At 36.9% G+C, this 18,400-nt stretch carries 18 protein-coding genes; 12 read left to right on the forward strand and 6 right to left on the reverse strand.

All coding sequences use genetic code 11. The features are described from left to right. Nucleotides 1-225 precede the first annotated feature (225 nt). The 4 genes from ACJRPK_RS07055 to ACJRPK_RS07070 all read left to right on the forward strand — a co-directional run bounded on the left by ACJRPK_RS07055 (nucleotide 226) and on the right by ACJRPK_RS07070 (nucleotide 3,226). On the forward strand, nucleotides 226-741 hold the full coding sequence (locus ACJRPK_RS07055) for an SRPBCC family protein (RefSeq protein WP_407139232.1): 516 nt from the start codon (nucleotides 226-228) through the stop codon (nucleotides 739-741). 5 nt (nucleotides 742-746) lie between these two features. Then, nucleotides 747-1,442 carry an SDR family NAD(P)-dependent oxidoreductase gene (locus ACJRPK_RS07060; RefSeq protein WP_407139233.1) on the forward strand — a complete coding sequence of 232 codons (696 nt, stop codon included), beginning with the start codon at nucleotides 747-749 and terminating at the stop codon, nucleotides 1,440-1,442. A 1-nt stretch (nucleotide 1,443) separates the two neighbouring features. Further along, a complete protein-coding gene (locus ACJRPK_RS07065) occupies nucleotides 1,444-2,751 on the forward strand; it encodes a cryptochrome/photolyase family protein (RefSeq protein WP_407139234.1) in 1,308 nt (435 codons plus the stop codon). Between the two features lie 103 nt (nucleotides 2,752-2,854). Further along, entirely contained in the window at nucleotides 2,855-3,226 is a 372-nt protein-coding gene (locus ACJRPK_RS07070) for a nuclear transport factor 2 family protein (protein WP_148782120.1), read from the forward strand. A 3-nt stretch (nucleotides 3,227-3,229) separates the two neighbouring features. Here the strand turns inward: ACJRPK_RS07070 and ACJRPK_RS07075 are convergent, their stop codons facing one another. Further along, the gene (locus ACJRPK_RS07075; protein ID WP_407139235.1) at nucleotides 3,230-4,108 is read right to left on the reverse strand and encodes a LysR family transcriptional regulator; all 879 of its coding nucleotides are present in this window, start codon (nucleotides 4,106-4,108) and stop codon (nucleotides 3,230-3,232) included. Nucleotides 4,109-4,192: 84 nt separating this feature from the next. Between ACJRPK_RS07075 and hutH the strand changes: the two genes are divergently transcribed. The 4 genes from hutH to hutG are packed head-to-tail and all read left to right on the forward strand — an operon-like array spanning nucleotide 4,193 to nucleotide 10,077. Beyond that, a complete protein-coding gene (gene hutH / locus ACJRPK_RS07080) occupies nucleotides 4,193-5,773 on the forward strand; it encodes a histidine ammonia-lyase (RefSeq protein ID WP_407139236.1) in 1,581 nt (526 codons plus the stop codon). A gap of 10 nt (nucleotides 5,774-5,783) precedes the next feature. After that, complete coding sequence (gene hutI, locus ACJRPK_RS07085; RefSeq protein WP_407139237.1) at nucleotides 5,784-7,070, forward strand: imidazolonepropionase; 1,287 nt, start codon at nucleotides 5,784-5,786, stop codon at nucleotides 7,068-7,070. Nucleotides 7,071-7,093: 23 nt separating this feature from the next. Beyond that, the gene (locus tag ACJRPK_RS07090) at nucleotides 7,094-9,094 is read left to right on the forward strand and encodes a urocanate hydratase (RefSeq protein WP_407139238.1); all 2,001 of its coding nucleotides are present in this window, start codon (nucleotides 7,094-7,096) and stop codon (nucleotides 9,092-9,094) included. Next, nucleotides 9,094-10,077 (forward strand): formimidoylglutamase, encoded by a 984-nt coding sequence (hutG, locus tag ACJRPK_RS07095; protein WP_407139239.1) that lies wholly within the window; start codon nucleotides 9,094-9,096, stop codon nucleotides 10,075-10,077. Before ACJRPK_RS07090 ends, hutG begins: the two co-directional genes overlap by 1 nt. Before the next feature lie 15 nt (nucleotides 10,078-10,092). Here hutG and ACJRPK_RS07100 read toward each other — a convergent pair whose 3' ends face one another. The 5 genes from ACJRPK_RS07100 to ACJRPK_RS07120 form a co-directional block, all read right to left on the reverse strand. Further along, entirely contained in the window at nucleotides 10,093-10,725 is a 633-nt protein-coding gene (locus ACJRPK_RS07100) for a MarC family NAAT transporter (RefSeq protein WP_407139240.1), read from the reverse strand. A 148-nt stretch (nucleotides 10,726-10,873) separates the two neighbouring features. After that, nucleotides 10,874-11,506 (reverse strand): SDR family oxidoreductase, encoded by a 633-nt coding sequence (locus ACJRPK_RS07105; protein WP_407139241.1) that lies wholly within the window; start codon nucleotides 11,504-11,506, stop codon nucleotides 10,874-10,876. A gap of 237 nt (nucleotides 11,507-11,743) precedes the next feature. Then, nucleotides 11,744-13,057 carry a UDP-N-acetylglucosamine 1-carboxyvinyltransferase gene (gene murA, locus ACJRPK_RS07110; protein WP_407139242.1) on the reverse strand — a complete coding sequence of 438 codons (1,314 nt, stop codon included), beginning with the start codon at nucleotides 13,055-13,057 and terminating at the stop codon, nucleotides 11,744-11,746. Nucleotides 13,058-13,078: 21 nt separating this feature from the next. Next, nucleotides 13,079-13,711, reverse strand: coding sequence for a DUF4290 domain-containing protein (locus ACJRPK_RS07115; RefSeq protein WP_407139243.1), 633 nt, complete (start codon nucleotides 13,709-13,711; stop codon nucleotides 13,079-13,081). Between the two features lie 218 nt (nucleotides 13,712-13,929). After that, nucleotides 13,930-14,223, reverse strand: a complete 294-nt coding sequence (locus ACJRPK_RS07120; RefSeq protein WP_148782110.1) for a DUF493 family protein — start codon at nucleotides 14,221-14,223, stop codon at nucleotides 13,930-13,932. Between the two features lie 132 nt (nucleotides 14,224-14,355). Between ACJRPK_RS07120 and ACJRPK_RS07125 the strand changes: the two genes are divergently transcribed. The 4 genes from ACJRPK_RS07125 (at nucleotide 14,356) to ACJRPK_RS07140 (ending at nucleotide 18,210) form a co-directional block, all read left to right on the forward strand. After that, nucleotides 14,356-14,892 (forward strand): AAA family ATPase, encoded by a 537-nt coding sequence (locus ACJRPK_RS07125; protein ID WP_407139244.1) that lies wholly within the window; start codon nucleotides 14,356-14,358, stop codon nucleotides 14,890-14,892. A gap of 8 nt (nucleotides 14,893-14,900) precedes the next feature. Next, nucleotides 14,901-16,805: an ATP-dependent DNA helicase RecQ gene (locus ACJRPK_RS07130; RefSeq protein ID WP_407139245.1), complete on the forward strand. Its 1,905-nt coding sequence runs from the start codon at nucleotides 14,901-14,903 to the stop codon at nucleotides 16,803-16,805. Beyond that, a complete protein-coding gene (gene fmt, locus ACJRPK_RS07135; RefSeq protein ID WP_407139246.1) occupies nucleotides 16,802-17,749 on the forward strand; it encodes a methionyl-tRNA formyltransferase in 948 nt (315 codons plus the stop codon). The genes ACJRPK_RS07130 and fmt overlap by 4 nt, the downstream gene beginning before the upstream one ends. Before the next feature lie 188 nt (nucleotides 17,750-17,937). After that, nucleotides 17,938-18,210, forward strand: coding sequence for an HU family DNA-binding protein (locus tag ACJRPK_RS07140; RefSeq protein ID WP_148782106.1), 273 nt, complete (start codon nucleotides 17,938-17,940; stop codon nucleotides 18,208-18,210). Nucleotides 18,211-18,400: the final 190 nt, after the last annotated feature.

Raw genomic sequence — 18,400 nt, forward strand, 5'->3', positions numbered from 1 at the left:
ATCTATTTTTCGATGTTTCTCAAATAAAATTAGGTACATCAGTAGCTCTATTTTCCAACTCAGATCATTGAATCGCTTCAAGCTGTGATCACTTACAAACTTATCAAATCAGATCATTGCTGTGAAGAATATGAAAGAGTCACAATGTAAATTTAATTTTTGTTTAACAATAATGATGTTATAGTTAAACAAAATGTCGCTACATTTACATCAAAGTGTACAATCATGAAAATTTATACCTTAAAAAGTAAGCAAAAGCTGCCTATATCAGTTAAGCAAGCCTGGGCTTTTTTATCGGACCCTGCCAATCTAAAAACTATCACCCCTGATTATATGGGATTTGAAATACTTAGTGGCGCCGATCGTGCTATGTTCCCGGGGCAAATTATACAATATTTAGTTACTCCCGTAGCCGGAATTAAAACTAAGTGGGTGACGGAAATTACGCATGTTCTAGAAAATGAATACTTTGTGGACGAACAGCGATTTGGACCCTATGCTTTGTGGCATCACAAGCATTTTATAAAAGAAATTCCGGGAGGCGTGTTAATGGAAGATGTTATTGACTACAAAGTACCCTTTGGTTTTTTAGGTCGTCTTGTACATCCGTTTTTGGTGCAACCCAAATTGAAGGAAATATTTGATTACAGAGAAAAAAAATTAATCGAACTTTTTGGAACGTATGAAGAAGTTACCAAAAATACCGTTGATCCCATACTCAAACAAGATATCTTAAACTAACTACAATGAAAAATATACTTTTAATAGGCGGAAGTCACGGAATCGGTTTTGAACTTGCAAGTCAACTCATAAAAGAACACCGGGTTTTTGTTGCTTCAAGAACTTCTGAAAACTTAGGCTCGCTCGAAGTTACTTACATTCCGTTTGATAGTACCACGGATCAACTAAGTTTGGAGCAACTTCCTGATACCTTGGATGGATTTGTATATTGTCCGGGCAATATCAACCTGAAACCTTTTCATATGCTAAGCCCTGACACTTTTGAGGATGATATGAATCTCAATTTTCTATCACTTGTTAAGACGTTACATACCGTATTGCCTCTTCTAAAAAAATCTGATCAGGCAAGTTTATTATTCTTTAGTACGGTGGCGGTAAAAGTTGGCATGCCCTTTCACACAAGTGTAGCTGCGGCCAAAGGGGCTATTGAAGGCTTCGCTAAGGCGCTTGCTGCCGAGTACGCTCCGTCCATGCGAGTTAATGTTATTGCTCCATCTCTCACAGATACACCACTAGCCAAACGCCTATTAGGCAACGAAAAAAAACGTGAAAAAATGGATGAACGTCATCCTCTAAAACGCGTAGGTAACGTGCAGGATATAGCCAATATAGCTTCCTTCTTATTGAACGATAAAAGCAGCTGGATTACCGGTCAGGTTTTAGGCGTAGACGGAGGTTTATCAACGCTCAACATCAACTAAGATGTCAAAACAAGTAGCTATATTTTGGTTTCGCAGAGATCTTCGTTTAGATGATAATATTGGTTTTCTTAATGCTCTAAAAAGTGACTATCCAGTAGTACCTTTATTCATTTTCGACAAAAAAATTCTCCAGGAGTTGGTTGAAGATGATCCCAGAGTTACGTTTATTTTTGACACGCTTCAAAAAATGAGACAAGAGCTTCAGGATGCTCACCAAAGCTCTATTGGCATACATTACGGTACACCCAATGATATTTTTAAAGAATTACTAGAAACTTACGAGATTAAAGAAGTCTACACCAATCATGATTATGAGCCCTACGCTTTACAACGTGATAAGGAATTAAAAGAATTGCTCGATAAAAAGAATATACCCTTCTATACTTTTAAAGATCAAGTAATTTTTGAGAAAGATGAAATTGTAAAAGCCGATGGCGACCCTTATGTCGTTTACACCCCATATAAAAATAAGTGGAAAGAACACTTCGACCCTGATGCCCTAACTATTCATTACACAAGTCAGCATTTGTCTAATCTGTATAAAAATTCAAGATTACCAAATTTAAGTCTTTCTGATATGGGTTTTACACCATCATCAATTGAAATACCTGAGTATACGGTCACTCCCACCCTTATCCAAAATTATGAGGACACTCGTGATTATCCTGCCAAGAATCAAGGCACTTCTCGATTAGGACCTCATCTACGTTTTGGGAAGGTAAGTATTAGGAAAATGATGAAAAAGGCAATTGCAGAAAAAAATGAAGTATTCTGGTCAGAGCTAATCTGGAGAGAGTTCTTTATGCAAATTCTGTGGCATTTTCCGAGAACTCAGAATGAAGCTTTTAAGAAGAAATATGACCGTATTGAATGGCGAAATAACGAGAACGAATTTGACAAATGGAAAAAAGGACAAACAGGATATCCATTGGTTGATGCAGGAATGAGACAATTGAATCAAACCGGTTATATGCATAATCGTGTTCGTATGTTGACAGCGAGTTTTCTATGTAAACATTTATTGATAGATTGGCGTTGGGGCGAAGCATATTTTGCTGAAAAACTCTTAGATTACGAAATGTCTAGTAATGTCGGTAATTGGCAATGGGCAGCGGGCAGTGGCGTAGATGCCGCTCCTTATTTTAGAATTTTTAATCCTACTACTCAAATTGATAAATTTGACAAAGAACAGCATTATATCAAAAACTGGATTAAAGAATTTGGTACTAAGGATTATCCGGACAAGATAGTCGATCATAAAGAGGCAAGAGAACGTTGTTTGACCACCTATAAAAAAGCTTTGCAATAACTAACTTGATATAATCTATTGATTTTCAATCGTTTTTTTTGTATTTTAAAGGCATGAAATAAAGCAAGAATATTTCGAAAACAACCTTTTAAAATACAACACGATGAACACAAATCAAGTAGCACACCGGCTCGTTGAACTCTGCCGGAAAGGAGAAAATATGCAGGCTATTAAAGAGCTGTATGATCAAAATATCGTAAGCAGAGAAATGCCTGGGTTGCCCAATGAGGTGATTAAAGGAAAGGACGCTGTTACCAAAAAAAGTGAAGATTGGTACGATAATGTAGAAGAATATCATGGAGGTGATATCTCTGACCCTCTCGTTGCAGAAAATCATTTTAGCTGTAAGATGAGCTTTGATTGTACCTTTAAAGGTCAAGGTCGCATGCAAATGGAAGAGTTAGGCGTTTTTACCGTGAATAATGGAAAAATTGTAGAGGAACAATTTTATTATGCAATGCCGGTAACCGCATGATGCTTACAACAAAGATTTGATCTGAGGCAAGGCGGGATTGCGATTCTCCTTTTTCCAAATAATTGAAAGCACCGCTCGCTGTTTTATGTTTGGGATTTCTAAACATTTAATAGCAAGGTCAAATCCGTATTGAAGTGATGTTGGAACTATAGCAACACCTAATCCATTTTCTACAAGTTTAAAAATGGTTTGGGCATGCACCGATTTGTGTGAAACTTTTGGCGAAAAGCCTGCATCTTTGCAAATACTCATAATCTGAGCAAAATATAACGAACTGTAATCTGAAGAAAATAGGATAAAATTTTCCTCTGATAGTTGTGAGACCGAATGGAAGTTTTCCTTGTTTAAAGGGTGATTTTTGGGTAGTACTATAGAGAATGTTTCTGTATACATTTCTTTTTTATCAATGGTATCCGGGACATAATCCAGGCGCACAAAACCTACATCGAGTTTATCGTCCAATATGGCCTCCACCTGATCATAGTTGCTCATTTCTTCGAGAGAAAATTTAATTTTCGGAAATTGGGCATTGGCTTGGACTAGTACATCTGGAATAACTTTTTGCATGGCCGATCCTAAAAAACCTATTCTAATTTCTCCCAGGTCTCCCCTATCTATTAACTCAGTTTGTTTAAGCGTAACATCGAGATGATTCAAGATATAATTAATTTCTTTTTTCAAGTATTCACCAGCAGTGGTTAATACTACATTTCTCTTATCACGGATAAAAAGCTTAGCTCCAATGATATCTTCCATCTGTTTGATCTGTCGGCTTAAACCCGGTTGAGAGATAAATAAACGTTCTGCAGCTCTGCGAAAGTGTAATTCTTCTGCAACTGCAATAAAATACTTAAAATGACGTAACTCTAATTGATGCTTCATAGGTATTAATTAATGACAAAAATAGTATTTATAAGTATTAAATATAGGTAGTATTTTAGACCATAGCTATAGAAAATTACAACTATGTCGAGATCAATAGAATACTTTAATTACGGAGAAGATTTCTTAACGGCAAGTTTGGCACTTAGACTTGCTCGTGGAGAATGCCAAGGAAGGCTCACAGATACAACACGCCAAAAAATTAGAGCTAGTGCTCAAGTAGTAAAAAATATTGTCGAAAAAGGAGATGCGGTATACGGTATAAATACCGGATTTGGTCCGTTATGTACAACCAAAATATCAAAAAATGAAACTAAAGTTTTACAAACTAATATTTTACAAAGCCATAGTGTAGGTGTAGGTACTCCAATAGAAACGGAGCTAGCAAAGTTAATGCTCATCTTAAAATTACACTCCCTATCAAAAGGATACTCCGGAATTGCTGAATCCACATTAGATCGAATCTTATGGCATATTGATAATGATGTGATACCTATCGTACCCTCACAGGGATCTGTTGGAGCATCGGGGGATTTAGCTCCGCTCTCCCATTTGTTTTTGCCTTTGATTGGTTTGGGTAAGGTTATTCACAAAGATGAGATTATAACGACTCGCGAACTTTTCACACTACATCATTTAGAAACTTTAGACTTGGGGCCTAAAGAAGGTTTGGCGTTGATTAACGGAACTCAGTTTATAGCTGCGCACGCTGTAAAAGTCGTTGATAAATTGCAAAGTTGTCTCTCCCAAGCTGACATTATTGGTGCTATGATGATCGAAGGGTTACAGGGATCGGTAAAACCATTTTTTGAAGAGCTACATCAACTTCGTCCGTTTAAGGGAAATATACACGTGGCAAAGCGAATAAAGGCATTATTAGAAGATTCTGAGATTATGGAGGCCCATAGTCAGTGTGATCGGGTACAAGATCCTTACTCGCTGCGATGCATCCCTCAAGTTCATGGAGCTTCTCGCAATGCCTGGCTTCATTTAAAAGAACTTTTGGAAGTAGAATTGAATTCAGTTACGGATAATCCTATAATAATTAACGAAGCTCTAACTATAAGCGGAGGTAGTTTTCATGGTCAACCCCTCGCTATGGCGTTGGATTATGCATGCCTTGCGGCTTCTGAAGTTGGTAATATTTCGGATCGTAGAATTTATTTATCTTTAGAAGGTAACTCCCCCGGAGTTCCTAAATTACTGATGCATGATACGGGTATTAATTCAGGTTATATGATTCTGCAATATACCACCGCTGCCCTCGCCAGTGAGAATAAAGGGTTGTGTTTTCCCTCCAGTGCAGATAGTATCCCAACATCTTTAGGACAGGAGGATCATGTAAGTATGGGATCAATTAGTGGGCGCAAAGCATTACAGGTATTAGAAAATGTTGAAAAAATATTAGCGATCGAATTGCTAACTGCCTCACAAGCATTCGATTTTAGAAAACCACTCAAGTCGGGTGTTCTTCTGGACGAAGTTCATAAAATGGTAAGATCTCATGTAAGCTTTGCCGCAAAGGATAGAGTTTTTTCGGATGATATCGAAATCGGAATTGAGTTAATTAAATCCCGTGCTATTATCAAAACAGTGGATGAAATGATTACAAAGAGTAAACATTCATTAAAAACAGAGTTTTCTGAATTCTTTGAAACCTATTAAATCTGATTTTATGAAGAATGATACACAATCGCACTCACCGTATCTATTTATTGGCCCCTTAATGCAATGTTTACCTATGACATCTTTGGATGTTAAAGGAGTATTGAAGGATGAGGATCTACCGATAATCTCAAATGCTGGAATTTTATGTCAAGGCAATAAAATTAAAAAAATAGCAGAATATGAAGAGTTAAAATCAGAAGCATTAACAATCAATGCAAGATTTATAGTCCTAGAAGGTGATTATGTTTGCACCCCCGGTTTTATCGATGCACATACACATATATGTTTTGCAGGCTCAAGAGCTCGTGATTATGCTTTGAGAAATGCAGGTAAAACTTACCTGGAAATTGCCAAAGCCGGTGGCGGTATTTGGGATACCGTTACACAGACCAGAGAAGCTTCACTAAAAGAGTTAGTGGAACTTACCACAGCACGTGCAAATACATTATTACAATCCGGTATAACAACGGTCGAAGTCAAAAGTGGTTACGGCTTATCAGTGAAAGAAGAATTGAAAATGTTAAGGGCTATTAACCAAGCTAATCAAAATACATCAGCTGATTTGGTAAGTACCTGTTTGGCAGCTCATATGCTTCCCAAAGATTACGATGGAACTGCAGAAGCCTATCTTGACGAAGTCAGTACCGAACTATTTCCCATACTTGTAAAAGAAGAGTTGACCTACCGTATTGATGCTTTTATTGAAGAAAGTGCTTTTTCTGAAACAACGATCAGGTCGTATTTTGAAAAAGCCAAAGCAATGGGTTTTGATATTACAGTTCATGCAGATCAGTTTACAACAGGAGGTAGTAAAGTTGCGGTTGAGTTTAAGGCACTGAGTGCAGATCATCTCGAAGCTAGTTCTAATGTAGAAATAAAAATGCTAGCAGCGAGTGATGTTATAGCTGTAGCCTTACCAGGGGCTTCATTAGGTTTGGGTTGTGACTTTACTCCTGCGCGCAAACTACTTGACAAAGGAGGAGCATTAGCTATTGCCAGTGACTGGAATCCAGGATCTGCTCCTATGGGAGACCTTTTACTCCAGGCATGTATATTAGGAACGTTTGAAAAATTGACCAATGCTGAACTGCTTGCCGGAATTACCTATCGTGCGGCTGCAGCATTAAATCTTAAGGATAGAGGTACTCTGGTACCTGACAATTTAGCTGATTTTAATCTTTTTCAGACAAATCATTTTAATGAGATTTTTTACCAACAAGGTAAATTAAAACCCTCCTTTGTTTTCAAAAACGGAGAACTGATACGGAACGATTCGTTAAAAACACGTTTATAAAATTAGTAGCTAAGAATATATTTATGACTTTTAAAGATCAAATACTACAAGGAATTCCGGAAACCTTACCCGCCAAACGGTCTCTTGACTCAGCTATAAGCCGCGCTCCCAAACGCAAACAAATTTTATCTATAGATGAAAAAACACTCGCGTTACGCAATGCTTTGCGATACTTTCCTAAAGAATGGCATAGCGAATTAGCTCAGGAATTTAAAGAAGAGCTCGATGCTTTGGGACGCATTTATATGTATCGATTCATGCCAAACTATGAAATGTATGCGAGACCCATAGAAGAGTATCCGGCAAAATCATTACAAGCAGCCGGTATTATGCTTATGATACAAAACAATCTGGACCCTACAGTAGCTCAACATCCACTCGAATTGATTACATACGGTGGTAACGGAGCAGTTTTTCAGAACTGGGCGCAATATATATTGACCATGCAGTATCTGGCGACGATGAGTGATGAACAAACCTTACATATTTATTCGGGTCATCCTATGGGACTGTTTCCATCCTCAAAGGAAGCTCCCAGAGTAGTTGTTACTAATGGTATGATGATACCCAACTATTCTCAACCTGATGATTGGGAAAAATATAATGCATTAGGTGTTACACAATACGGTCAAATGACCGCAGGTAGCTATATGTACATAGGTCCGCAAGGAATTGTTCATGGAACTACGATCACCGTGATGAATGCATTTAGAAAAACACTACCCGCCAACGAATCGGCAGCGGGTAAACTATTTTTGACCGCTGGGTTGGGCGGAATGAGTGGTGCACAACCCAAAGCTGGAAATATTGCCGGTTGTATCACCGTCTGCGCGGAGGTGAATCCGGAAGCCGCTCAAAAACGATATGATCAAGGATGGGTTGACGAAATTTTAAGTGATCTTAATGAACTGGTCGTTCGGGTACAACTGGCAATACAACAAAAAGAAACCGTGTCTATCGCGTTTCAAGGGAATGTTGTGGATGTTTGGGAAATTTTTGATAGAGAAGCCATTCCTGTAACCTTGGGATCAGACCAGACATCGCTTCACAATCCGTGGTCTGGTGGTTATTATCCTGTTGGTATTAGCTATGAGGAAGCAAATGAACTTATAAGTAAGGAACCCGAACGATTTAAAGAGCTGGTAAAGACCTCCCTGCAAAGACATGCTGAAGCCATTAATAAACACACAGCCAAAGGAACCTATTTCTTTGATTATGGAAATGCTTTTTTGTTAGAAGCTTCACGTGCAGGGGCCGATGTAATGCATGAGAATGGAATTGATTTCAAATACTCATCCTATGTGCAGGATATCTTAGGTCCGATGTGTTTTGATTATGGATTTGGTCCCTTTCGCTGGGTATGTACCTCTGGAGATGTAAAAGATCTCGATAGTACCGATCAAATTGCGATGAAGGTGTTACAAGATATAAAAACCACTGCTCCTCCTGAAATACAGCAGCAGCTACAAGATAATATCACCTGGATCAAAGAAGCCAAAGCTAATAAATTAGTGGTAGGCTCTCAAGCTAGAATTTTATATGCAGATGCAGAGGGACGCGCCAAAATTGCTGACGCCTTTAATGATGCCGTAGCATCAGGAAAATTGTCAGCGCCGGTCGTTTTGGGCAGAGACCACCATGACGTGAGTGGTACAGATTCTCCTTATCGAGAAACCAGCAATATATATGACGGTAGTAAATTTACCGCCGATATGGCGATTCATAATGTTATCGGAGATAGCTTTAGAGGTGCTACATGGGTATCTATTCATAATGGTGGCGGTGTTGGCTGGGGCGAAGTGATCAATGGTGGATTCGGTTTATTATTAGATGGTTCTGTTGAAGCTTCTAAAAAATTAAAGAACATGCTTTTTTATGATGTAAACAATGGTATCGCTCGAAGAAGTTGGGCAAGAAATGAAGAAGCCTTGTTTGCTATACGTCGCGAAATGGAAAGAACCCCTAATTTAAAAGTAACATTACCTAATCTTGTATCAGACGAAATTTTAAAAACAATCTCCTAATGACAGAAAAAATAGCAACTTCTCTTTCTAACTACCTACAATCGGACGCAAGCATTTACAGTGGTCGACGGTCTGGGGAGCAACAGTATCTACACGAAAAAATTCATTGTCTGGATTTGAGAAAAGATATAGTATTGGAAACTCCTAAGGAGATAAAAAAGTATGCTTTGGCAGGATATCTTTGTGATGAGGGAGTGCGTCGAAATTTAGGACGGGTTGGAGCAGCTAATGGATCCCAGGTTGTGCGAAAGGTATTTGGGTCCATGGCCAATCATTTGCGGGAAAACACACACCTTCTGGATATAGGAAGTATACAATGTACTAATCAGAACTTGGAGCAGGCTCAGGATGAAATGGCTACCCTTATCTTTCAGTTGCATAAACACAACATCTTTCCGATAATTATTGGTGGAGGTCATGATCTGAGTTTTGCGCATTTTCGGGGCATTAAAGAATACTATCCTAATAAAAAAATTGGAATAATCAATTTTGACGCGCATTTTGATCTGAGAAACCTGGAAACCGTAGGGAATTCAGGAACGCCGTTCAATCAAATAGCAAAGCGCTTTAATACTATTGATTATCTCTGTTTAGGGATTAATCGTACAGCTAATATTCCGCAGCTATTTAAAACAGCTACTGAATTAGAAGTACAATATATTGAAGATTACGAGTTTACAATGAATAACTATGAGGCAATTAAAAGAATGCTTGATGGCTTTGTGAATTCGGTCGATTACGTATATGTAACTATTGATATGGATGGCTTCTCGGCTGCGTATGCTCCCGGTGTAAGTGCTCCATCAGCAATAGGATTTAGTGTCGACATTGTATTAAGGGTTCTAAAAGATATTTGTGTATCCAAAAAGCTTGTAAGTGCTGATATTGTAGAATTTAATCCCCTCTTTGATATTGATAATCGTACTGCAAAGCTGGTTTCACAATTGGCATATTTTATCATATCCCAGTCAGAGAAAGCATAATTAATAGTTCAAAAATTAGAAGTTGATACGTTCTGCTACGGTTAAAATTGCAGAAGTCATATATTCAATTCCGATTGCTATTACTATAAAACCAATAATTCTGGACAATGCGTTAATTCCGGATGCACCTAACATGCGCACTATGAATTGAGAACTTCGTAGAACTCCGTAAATACTAATTGTTGTGACGACAATAGCGCATAAAATCCAAATGATATCAGTCATAGCATCATACTCCTGTCTATACGATATCAGTAACGAGATGGTTCCGGGTCCGGCCAACATGGGAATTGCGAGGGGTGTTAGCGATATTTCATCTCTGGTTTTCAAATCTTTCTTTACACCGGACTTTTTCATTCCTTTATGTTCACTAAACTTACCGGTTAAGAGCGCAAACCCAGAAGAGGCAATTATTAAGCCCCCTGCAATTTTTAAAGATTCAAGTGTTATCCCGAATAATACTAAAATATAACTTCCCGCAAAAAATGATACTATCAGAATTAGTAAAACATTAAAACAGGTAGCCAGTGCAATTTTGGCATTTTCTTTTTTTGTATTATCATCAGTTAAACCAATAAAAACAGGTACGGTACCTAAGGGATTCATAATTGTAAAAAGCGCACCGAATGTTATCAAAAACAAGTTCATTTTTTTTTGGACAAAGATGCGCCTAGTCATTGCATTCAATCATTAAGGCAGAATTAAGTATATGCTAATAGAATGTAAACTAGACCTAAAAAATAAACCCCTTAAATTAACATTTAAGAGGTTTTGTGTTATTATGAATACTCAAAAACTAAGAGTTGGCGTAGGCAACTGCTTCAGCAATTGGTGTATCTCCTTCCAAAATCTCAAATGTCATATTATTAGCACGATCATTTTCCAACGCATTAATCAATGTTTTTGCAACATCCGAACGAGGAATTTCGCCCATCTTGTCCAGATGTGCATCCAATATTATAGCGTCATTTCCACCTTCATTATTAAGAGATCCTGGTCGAACAATTGTATAATTTAGTCCGCTTTCTCTTAAATACACATCAGCATTATGTTTAGCCTTAAGGTATTCCTGTAAATCTTCAGATTTCTCTGGCGCATCTGCTCCCATTGAGCTCAGCATTACAAATTTTTTGATTTCAGATTTTTTTGATGCATCTATAAGTCGCTTAGCTCCTTCTTGATCAACTTCTACCACCTTTTTACCCCCAGATCCGGCGGCAAAAATAACTTTATCTATACCTTTGGTTGTATGAGATACATCTTTCTCTAAATCACCTAGAATCGTTTTCACGCCTTGTGCTTCAAATTCCTTCTTTTGTTCTTCTTTACGAACCATCGCTATCGGCTCATAGTTTGAAGTATTTTTTAAGAACTCCACAATTTGTTTTCCCGTAGTTCCATTCGCTCCTGCAATTAATATCTTTTCCATAATTTTTATTTTTTCTTTTCTCAAAAGATACTTCGCTTTTAGCATGAAATCAAATATAATCCGTGGTTTAACCAACTATTAATATGAGCTTAAGAGGATTTAAGAAATAATGGATGGATTTGCCTTACCTCACAAAATTTGAAGGTTTCAAAAAAACTATATCATACAGGATTATGGATAAAAAAAACCGATTAGTATATTAATACTAATCGGTCATATATCGCAGGTCATGATACCTTATTCAGTTCGAATAATTTTAGCTCCAATAGCTCTCAGACGTTCATCAATATTTTCATAACCCCTGTCAATCTGTTCAATATTGTGAATAACTGAAGTTCCTTTTGCACCCAATGCAGCGATCAACAAAGAAATTCCAGCTCTGATATCAGGAGACACCATGGTAGTCGCTTTAAGAATTGATTCAAAATTATGTCCTATAATAGTAGCTCTATGTGGATCACACAAAATTATTTTGGCACCCATGTCGATAAGTTTATCTACAAAGAACAGTCTGCTTTCAAACATTTTTTGATGCACCATTACTTCTCCTTTTGCTTGCGTTGCAACCACTAGCACGATACTCAACAGATCAGGAGTAAACCCGGGCCAAGGCGCATCAGAGATGGTCATAAACGATCCATCAATAAAGCTTTCAATTTGGTAACCCTCAGTATGTGCAGGAATATGAATATCATCATTAACTTTATTAAGCGTAATTCCAAGTTTTCTGAAAGTATCCGGAATTTGACCTAAGTTTTCCCAGCTTACATTTTTAATAGTAATCTCACTACGTGTCATAGCAGCTAAACCTATCCATGAACCAATTTCGATCATATCAGGAAGTACGCGGTGTTCACAACCATTTAATGCGGTTACACCTTCAATCGTAAGCATATTTGACCCAATACCGGAAATTTTAGCTCCCATAGCATTCAGCATCTTACACAATTGCTGAAGATAAGGCTCACAAGCGGCGTTGTAGATAGTTGTTGTACCTTCGGCGAGGGACGCAGCCATAACAATATTAGCGGTACCGGTTACCGAAGCTTCATCAAGCAGCATATAGCTACCTTTTAAACCTTTTGGAGCTTCTACTCCATAAAAACGTTCTTCGCGGTTGTATCTAAATTTGGCTCCTAACTTTATAAAACCTTCAAAATGTGTATCTAGTCTCCGACGTCCAATTTTATCACCACCTGGTCTTGGTATATACCCTTTACCAAATCGTCCTAACAAAGGACCGACGATCATAATCGATCCCCTAAGGCCACTCCCCTCTTTTTTGAACTGTTCGCTCTCAAGATAGTCCAAGTTAAGTTCATCACTTATAAACGAGAACTTACCCTTACCTAATTTTTGAATTTTTACACCAAGATTACCAAGAATCTCAATCAATTTATTGACGTCTCGTATATCTGGTATATTAGAAATGGTAACCTTATCAGGGGTTAGCAGTACTGCACAAAGAATTTGTAGTGCTTCGTTCTTTGCTCCTTGTGGTGTAATTTCACCTTTAAGTTTATGTCCTCCTTCTATTTGAAATGTGCTCATATTCTATAAATGGGGTAAGTATTAGTAGCGTTTTTTGCGTCCGCGGAAATTATTTGTCTTTTTATTCGTGTATTTCTTCTTTCCTTTTAATAAATCAGAAGGTGTACTTAAATCCTCGTTACTTCCTTTTAAATTAATTTTTCCACCACTTAATTCATACAGGTGTGAAAAAATTGCTTTGTCCTCTACCGTATCTCTATTCCAGTTAAGATAACATTTTTTCATGTGATTAGCTATCGTAAGGATCAAGCCATCTTTAAGATCACCGTCTTCCCAACTATTTGCCACATCGATCATTCTTTTAATATTATTTCCGTAGAAACGATATTTAGGGAAATTTTGCGGATACTCAAGAGGTTCAGGACGTTCTTCAAGTTTTTCTTTGGTCAATGGTGGATATGGTGAATCTACATCCAAATTGAAATCACTCATAATAAAAAGTTGATCCCAAAGCTTATGTTGAAAATCAGGCACATCTCTCAAGTGAGGTTGTAAATTACCCATAACATCGATGATAGATTTGGCAACCTTATTTCGTTCCTCTTTATTTTCTATAGTCATAGCATGATTTACCATTTTTTGTAAATGACGACCATACTCAGGAATGATGAGCTTTTCTCGCTCAGTATTGTATTCTAAATTGTTGATTTCCATAAATAGTTTATGTATGTATCACATTGCACTCTCAAACGTACTCTCTTTTGAAGAAATTAAATATACGTGGTAATTAGTGTAATTTAATTTATAAGCGATGTGATGGATATATTGTTGTGCTTATTTTGTCGCAAAATACTAAAATAATATAAGTGTACGTAGTTTATAGCAAGTATTTGGCCCATATTAAAAAATAAATAATAAAAAGAACCTAAAGTCTATAATGATATTACACCTTCTACATTTTTAGCAACTTCTTGATACTTTGCTATAACATGATCCGGATTTTTCATTCTCAAATTTATTGACACACTGGTGTACTTGCCGTTTTTAGATACTTTCTTATTTATAACAGCTCCCATATTGTCAAAAATACCCTCAATTTTATTAATTTTTTCCGCTTCTGTAGGTACTATAAATTTATAAAGGTATGCACTTGGCCAAAGGGCTGTTTCGGCTAACTGCTTCTTTAATTTCTTATAAAATTCTTCACTTCCGTCAGGATTACTCATCTATGCAAATTTTTGTCAAAGATACATGGTATCCTGCACTATTAAAAAAAATTAAATTACTTAATCCTATAGATTTACGCAATATTTTCATATTCTGTCAAATATTACGAAATTTGCATTAAAATTTTCCCATTGACAAAACAAAAAATTGTTATTACCGGAGGACCTTCTACCGGAAAAACTACCGTTATCGATTATTTGGACAGTATTGGAGAAGTATGTCTTCATGAGATATCACGTGCTGTTACCTTAAAGGCTCAGGAAGAAGGAATCACTCAATTATTTCTTGAGAATCCCACTTTATTTAGTCAACGATTATTAGATGGCCGCATCAAGCAATTTCATGAAGCGACTGATATAAAGCACTCCAGAATCTTTTTGGATAGAGGTATTCCTGATGTGATAGCGTATATGAATTACAGTAACACTAATAATCCGGATAACTTTCTCGAAGCGTGTGCCACACATCGGTATGATTATGTTTTCTTACTACCCCCGTGGAAAGAAATTCATGTAACGGATAATGAACGTTATGAAGATTTTGAACAAGCACAAAAAATTCATGAGTGCTTAGAGAAAACCTATACAGAACTTGGATATGCTTGTATTGAGGTGCCGTTTGGTACTATTGAGGAACGTTCAACTTTTATTCTTGAGCAACTCGACTAAACTATATAATGAGTAGCGCACTACAAATATTACATAAATACTGGAAACACGAGAGTTTCAAACCAAGTCAGGAGCAGGTCATCACCTCTCTCGCCGATGGAAACGACACCTTGGCACTACTTCCAACCGGGGGTGGAAAATCTATCTGTTTTCAGGTTCCTGCACTTATGCAGGAAGGTATTTGTATTGTAATTTCACCATTAATAGCACTTATGCAGGATCAGGTTAAAAATCTAAATGATCGTGGTATAAAAGCACTTGCGTTACCTAGTGGTATTTCATATAAAGATTTGGATACTTTACTCGATAACTGTGTCTATGGCAATTATCGTTTTTTATATCTGTCCCCAGAAAGACTGTTGCAAGACCTTGTTCAAGAGCGTATCAAAAGAATGAAAGTCAATTATGTCGCGGTAGATGAAGCGCATTGTATCTCACAGTGGGGTAATGATTTTAGACCCTCTTACAAGAAGATTAAAATTCTAAGACAATTACATCCTACCGTTCCTATCATCGCCTTAACTGCTTCGGCAACGCCAAAAGTTATTGAGGATATTAAAATGGAACTGGAGCTTTTTCAGCCGAATATTTATAAAGCTTCCTTTTATCGCAATAATTTAGGATATTGGACGATTAAAGCTGCAGATAAGCGCTATCAACTCTTGCGTATTTTAAAGAAGTATGAAGGAAGCTCTATTCTTTACGTCCGTAATCGAAAGACTGCAGTTGAACTTACCGAATTTTTAAAAGCATCTCATATAAAAGCCGAGTACTATCACGGCGGAGTTGACAGCAAATTGAAAACCGAACGTTTTAACAGCTGGATGCAAGATAAGACACGTGTGATGGTCGCCACCAATGCTTTTGGAATGGGAATAGACAAACCAGATGTAAGAACTGTCATTCACTACCATATTCCAGAAAGTATAGAAAGCTATTTTCAGGAAGCAGGACGAGGGGGTCGTGATGATAAACAAGCACTTGCATTTTTATTACATAATGAAAATGATAGTATTCGACTGGACAATCAATTCATAAAAGTACTTCCTGACAGTGGGTATGTACAGTTTGTATATAGAAAATTATCCAATTATTTTCAGATATCCTATGGTGAAGGTGAACAGTCTACACATGATTTTAATTTTAATACATTTTGTAAAACCTATAATCTCAATACGACTATAACATATAATGCCTTATTGCTGCTAGACCGATGCAGTGTTATAAGTTTTGTGCAACGCTTCTCCAAAAAGAGCGCAATACACATCACCTCTACCCAAAACCAATTACTAAATTACAGTGCGGACCAAAAAGTTACCGCTTTAATTATAAAAGGTATCTTACGAACTTATGGGGGTGTTTTTGATGATGAAACTCCGATTAATATTCCTCTGTTAGCTTCGAAGCTAGCCATGGAAGAAACGCTCATAGTCAATATACTTACTACCTTGCAAGATGAAGGCCTTCTTATCTTTAACTACGCACAATCGGATGCAGAAATTATATTTTTAGTTCCCAGAGAAGATGAGCTGACTATAAATCGTATCAGACATCATATTAAAGAGTATACGCAATCAAAAGTTGAAAAGGTAGCCGCTATGGTGTCTTTTATAAAGAATACATCACAATGTCGCAGTCAGCAATTACTGGAGTATTTTGGAGAAAAAAAACCGGATGAGTGCGGAATTTGCAGTTATTGTTACACAAATCAACAAAATAAAAAATCATTTGATACTAAAGCGATTCAGCATCAAATTGTGGTGTTACTAAAGAATAAAAATCAATCATCAAGAACGCTGGTTGAGCAGTTAGCGTATCCTGAAACGGTGATTCTAGAAATTATTAAAGAAATGAACATTCACGGTGTGATCAAAATCAATCCTGATAACACCTATCAACTTACAACTATATGAACGCATTAAAAATTTTATTTATGGGTACCCCCGACTTTGCTGTCGAAACCCTTAAGATGATTCTACAGAACAAGTATGAAGTCGTTGGGGTTATTACTGCACCTGATAAACCGGCAGGTAGAGGTCGTAAGCTACAAATGTCTGCCGTTAAAACGTATGCGCTTACACAAAATCTACCTATACTACAGCCTACAAATCTAAAGGACGAAGCCTTTGTAGCTGAAGTAAAAGCACTTGGTGCTAACCTAAATATCGTTGTGGCTTTTAGAATGTTGCCAAAAGTAATATGGGACATGCCTAAGCACGGAACTTTTAATTTGCATGCATCTTTACTTCCCGCATATCGTGGTGCTGCACCTATTAATTGGTCATTAATAAATGGAGAAGAAAAAACCGGAGTAACGACCTTCTTTATTGACGAAAAGATAGATACAGGAGCGATAATTCTACAAAAAGAAGTGCTTATAGATAAGAATGATAATGCAGGAATGCTTCATGATAAACTGATGGTGATCGGAGCTGGTTTAGTGATTGACACCTTACAACTTATCGAAAAAGAAAAGGTAGATCTAACCTACCAACCCAATGATCCGGAAGTTAAGACTGCCTATAAGTTAAATAAAGAAAACACCAAGATCGATTGGAATGCCAAAGGAATGACAATTTACAACTTAGTCCGTGGTCTCAATCCATATCCCACTGCCTGGAGTAATTTATATAATAAAGGACAGTTACAAACGATTAAAATATATGATACAGAATTTATCGAGGAAAGTCATACCCATGAAAACGGAATTTTGATTGTTGAAGAATCTACTTTAAAGGTAGCCGTATCTGATGGATTTATTAAACTGTTGAGAATACAATTACCCGGTAAGCGAGCTATGGACACGGTTTCGCTTCTTAATGGTTATAAATTTGATAGTGATGCGCGACTGAGTTAAGCTTGAAGTATTCATGAAAATCAAGAAATTCCAAAAAAAACAGTGATGTTTATTAACAATCCTTTATAGTTATTAACAAAAGCCCGTATTTACTGGGCTAATCCTTGCACGAATCATAAATCCGTATAAATTTGTAGAGCGTTTAACATAAAATTGGTTTAACCAACAATTAATTTAAAAACAGAATTATGAACAAAACAGAATTAATCGATGCAATGGCAGCTGATGCTGGAATCACTAAAGCAGCAGCAAAAAAAGCCCTAGAGTCTTTCTTAGGTAATGTAGAAGGATCTCTTAAAAAAGGGAATCGTGTTTCATTGGTAGGATTTGGTTCTTGGTCAGTTTCTAAAAGAGCTGCAAGAGAAGGTAGAAACCCACAAACTGGTAAGACTATCAAAATCGCTGCTAAAAACGTTGTGAAGTTTAAAGCTGGTGCAGATTTGCAAAATTCAGTAAACTAAAACTAATTAGTTTTCTATAGTAAAAGCTCTCAACAATGAGAGCTTTTTTTATTATATAAACTTATTATGGATTATTAGGATGCTATTTGATACGCTTCCTTATAGTCAACATATAAAAAGACGAAGTGAGGTAATACAACAAAATTGATTAACTACTTTGATTATTTAAAATTATTATTTAGCTTTAGTA

The organism is Aquimarina sp. 2-A2, from assembly GCF_045505135.1.
GTDB lineage: Bacteria > Bacteroidota > Bacteroidia > Flavobacteriales > Flavobacteriaceae > Aquimarina > Aquimarina intermedia.

Coding starts and splice junctions, on each gene's coding strand:
- ACJRPK_RS07090 (WP_407139238.1), top strand. CDS start 7,094: ATGACTTTTAAAGATCAAATACTACAAGGAATTCCGGAAACCTTACCC.
- murA (WP_407139242.1), bottom strand. CDS start 13,057: ATGAGCACATTTCAAATAGAAGGAGGACATAAACTTAAAGGTGAAATT.
- ACJRPK_RS07100 (WP_407139240.1), bottom strand. CDS start 10,725: ATGAACTTGTTTTTGATAACATTCGGTGCGCTTTTTACAATTATGAAT.
- ACJRPK_RS07055 (WP_407139232.1), top strand. CDS start 226: ATGAAAATTTATACCTTAAAAAGTAAGCAAAAGCTGCCTATATCAGTT.
- fmt (WP_407139246.1), top strand. CDS start 16,802: ATGAACGCATTAAAAATTTTATTTATGGGTACCCCCGACTTTGCTGTC.
- ACJRPK_RS07115 (WP_407139243.1), bottom strand. CDS start 13,711: ATGGAAATCAACAATTTAGAATACAATACTGAGCGAGAAAAGCTCATC.
- ACJRPK_RS07070 (WP_148782120.1), top strand. CDS start 2,855: ATGAACACAAATCAAGTAGCACACCGGCTCGTTGAACTCTGCCGGAAA.
- ACJRPK_RS07105 (WP_407139241.1), bottom strand. CDS start 11,506: ATGGAAAAGATATTAATTGCAGGAGCGAATGGAACTACGGGAAAACAA.
- hutI (WP_407139237.1), top strand. CDS start 5,784: ATGAAGAATGATACACAATCGCACTCACCGTATCTATTTATTGGCCCC.
- ACJRPK_RS07075 (WP_407139235.1), bottom strand. CDS start 4,108: ATGAAGCATCAATTAGAGTTACGTCATTTTAAGTATTTTATTGCAGTT.
- ACJRPK_RS07130 (WP_407139245.1), top strand. CDS start 14,901: ATGAGTAGCGCACTACAAATATTACATAAATACTGGAAACACGAGAGT.
- ACJRPK_RS07120 (WP_148782110.1), bottom strand. CDS start 14,223: ATGAGTAATCCTGACGGAAGTGAAGAATTTTATAAGAAATTAAAGAAG.
- ACJRPK_RS07065 (WP_407139234.1), top strand. CDS start 1,444: ATGTCAAAACAAGTAGCTATATTTTGGTTTCGCAGAGATCTTCGTTTA.
- ACJRPK_RS07140 (WP_148782106.1), top strand. CDS start 17,938: ATGAACAAAACAGAATTAATCGATGCAATGGCAGCTGATGCTGGAATC.
- hutG (WP_407139239.1), top strand. CDS start 9,094: ATGACAGAAAAAATAGCAACTTCTCTTTCTAACTACCTACAATCGGAC.
- ACJRPK_RS07060 (WP_407139233.1), top strand. CDS start 747: ATGAAAAATATACTTTTAATAGGCGGAAGTCACGGAATCGGTTTTGAA.
- hutH (WP_407139236.1), top strand. CDS start 4,193: ATGTCGAGATCAATAGAATACTTTAATTACGGAGAAGATTTCTTAACG.